This is a genomic window from Candidatus Woesearchaeota archaeon, assembly GCA_020854775.1.
GTDB lineage: Archaea > Nanobdellota > Nanobdellia > Woesearchaeales > 21-14-0-10-32-9 > 21-14-0-10-32-9.
The window spans coordinates 1-2,968 of the sequence record JAHKLZ010000023.1; the positions used below are offsets into that span (position 1 = coordinate 1).

Here is a 2,968-nt window from a genome sequence, read left to right on the forward strand (position 1 = left end):
CAATTAAAAGATATAAGGAGGTAAAATGAATGGATTTTACATTGACTAGGGAACAGGAACTTGTAAAACAAATGGTAAGAGAATTTACAGAAAATGAAGTCAAACCCCTGGCTGCCGAAATAGACGAGACAGAAAGGTTTCCAAGAGAAACAGTAGAAAAGATGGCCAGATACGGCATGATGGGGATACCTTTCCCGGAGGAATATGGCGGGGCAGGTGGAGACACCCTGTCTTATATAATAGCTGTGGAAGAACTTTCCAAGGCCTGCGCCTCAACGGGAGTCATACTCTCGGCACACACATCGCTCTGTGCATCGCTTCTCGAACAGTTCGGCACGGAAGAACAAAAACAGAAATATCTGGTTCCCCTTGCAAAGGGAGAAAAGATAGGTGCATTTGGACTTACAGAACCCAATGCAGGTACGGATGCATCCGGACAGCAGAGTCTGGCTGTACTTGAAGGAGACCATTATATACTGAACGGTCAGAAAATATTCATAACAAACGGTGGAGCTGCAGACATATTCGTGGTATTTGCAATGACAGACAGGAGCAAGGGAAATCATGGCATATCAGCATTCATACTTGAAAAGGGAATGCCGGGCTTTTCAATAGGAAAACTTGAAAACAAAATGGGAATAAGGGCATCATCAACTACGGAGCTGATATTCGAGGACTGTATAGTTCCAAAGGAGAATCTTGTAGGAAGAGAAGGAAAAGGTTTTGGAATAGCAATGAAGACTCTTGATGGAGGAAGAATCGGTATAGCAGCACAGGCACTTGGAATAGCAGAAGGCGCCCTGGAGGAAGCAGTTGAATACATGAAAGAAAGAAAACAGTTTGGAAGATCACTTAGCAAGTTCCAGGGGCTGGCATGGACTGTTGCCGATCTGGATACTGAAATACAGGCTGCAAAATACCTTGTGTACAAGGCAGCATTGAGCAAGGATGCACATGTATCCTATACAGTAGATGCAGCAAGAGCCAAGCTTATGGCAGCAAATGTTGCCATGGAGACTACAGCAAAGGTTGTACAGCTCTTTGGAGGATATGGATATACAAAGGACTATCCAGTAGAGAGAATGATGAGAGATGCAAAGATAACTGAAATATATGAAGGAACCTCGGAAGTACAGAAAATGGTCATTTCAGGAAATATATTTAAATAGGAGGAACGCCTAATGAATATTGTTGTTTGTTTAAAACAGGTACCGGACACAAATGAAGTCAAAATAGATCCAAAGACAGGAACGCTTATAAGAGAAGGTGTTCCTTCGATAATAAATCCAGATGACAAGAATGCACTTGAGGAATCAATTGCAATTAAAGAAAAAACAGGTGGAAAGGTTACAGTAATAAGCATGGGACCACCCCAGGCAGAGTCGGCACTGAGGGAAGCACTTGCAATGGGTGCAGACGAGGCAATACTCATATCTGACAGGGCTTTTGCAGGAGCAGATACCTGCGCCACAGCATATGCACTTTCAGGAGCACTCAGGAAACTGGACTACGATATAATTTTTGCAGGAAGACAGGCAATAGACGGAGATACCGCACAGGTTGGACCTGAAATAGCAGAATTTCTGGGAATACCGCAGATAACTTATGTAGAAAAGGTCGATGTGGATGGAAGTACGGTTACAGTTAGAAAAGCATGGGAAGACGGGTATGAAACAGTGAAAGTCAATACGCCGGTACTGCTTACTGCTATAAAAGAATTGAACAATCCAAGATATATGCATATGAAGAATATATTTAAAATCTTCAACAAGGAAGTAAAAGTGTGGAGCGCTGCCGATCTTGAAGTTGACAGGGAGCGTCTTGGACTTAAAGGTTCTCCTACGAAGGTAAAGAGATCAGCTACAAAAGAAGCAAGAGGGGCAGGAGAGATTGTCAACAAGCCGGTAAAAGAAGCAGCAGCATATGCAATTTCAAAATTAAGAGAAAAGCATGTTATTTAATTGGGGGGGATTCGTAATGAATATAGCAGACTACAGAGGTGTATGGGTATTTGCTGAACAGAGAGACGGTGAACTTCAAAAAGTAGCTCTGGAATTATTGGGAAAAGGAAGAGAACTTGCAGATAAATTAAAGGTTGATCTGACTGCAGTACTTCTCGGAAGCGATATAGATGATGCCGCAGAAGAATTGACTGCGTATGGAGCAGACAAGGTGCTGTATGCAGACAGTCCGCTATTGAAACACTATACTACGGACGGATATACAAAGGTAATTGCAGACCTTGTAGAAGAGAAAAAACCGGAAATAGTACTTATAGGTGCAAGCTTCATTGGAAGAGATCTGGGACCAAGACTGGCAGCCAAACTCGTTACGGGACTTACAGCCGATTGTACCGGACTCGACATAGATGCGGAGACGAACAATCTCATGATGACAAGACCGGCTTTTGGTGGGAATCTTATGGCAACAATAGTTTGCGGGGACCACAGACCGCAGATGTCAACAGTAAGGCCGGGGGTTTTCGATAAACTTGAGAAAGCCGATGTGAAGGCTGACAGGATAGAAAAAGTGAGCGCAGATGTTTCAGAGGACGACATAAGGATAAAGGTACAGGAAGTAGTGAAACTTGCGAAGGATGTAGTGGACATTGGAGAAGCAAAGGTAATTGTATCCGGAGGAAGAGGGCTTGGAAGCAAGGAAGGCTTTGAAGTTCTGAAGGAACTGGCAGATGTGCTTGAGGGAACTGTAGGTGGTTCCAGAGCTGCTATTGACAATGGCTGGATAGACAAGGCATATCAAGTTGGACAAACCGGGAAGACGGTAAGGCCGGCACTCTATATAGCAGTTGGAATATCAGGAGCAATACAGCACCTGGCAGGCATGCAGGACAGTGGATATATTGTGGCTGTAAACAAGGATGAAAATGCTGCAATAATGAAGGTGGCTGACCTTGCCATTGTAGGAGACTATACCAAGGTCATACCTGAACTTGTAACTCAGATTAAAG

The 2,968-nt window shown here is 43.6% G+C and carries 3 protein-coding genes; all 3 read left to right on the forward strand.

Annotation, left to right across the window (positions count from 1 at the left end; translation table 11 throughout):
- Positions 1-29: 29 nt before the first annotated feature.
- Positions 30-1,169, forward strand: a complete 1,140-nt coding sequence (locus tag KO361_04435; protein MCC7574813.1) for an acyl-CoA dehydrogenase — start codon at positions 30-32, stop codon at positions 1,167-1,169.
- Between the two features lie 12 nt (positions 1,170-1,181).
- Positions 1,182-1,961 (forward strand): electron transfer flavoprotein subunit beta/FixA family protein, encoded by a 780-nt coding sequence (locus KO361_04440; GenBank protein MCC7574814.1) that lies wholly within the window; start codon positions 1,182-1,184, stop codon positions 1,959-1,961.
- A 16-nt stretch (positions 1,962-1,977) separates the two neighbouring features.
- A partial coding sequence (locus KO361_04445) for an electron transfer flavoprotein subunit alpha/FixB family protein (GenBank protein MCC7574815.1) occupies positions 1,978-2,968 on the forward strand: 991 nt, incomplete at its 3' end.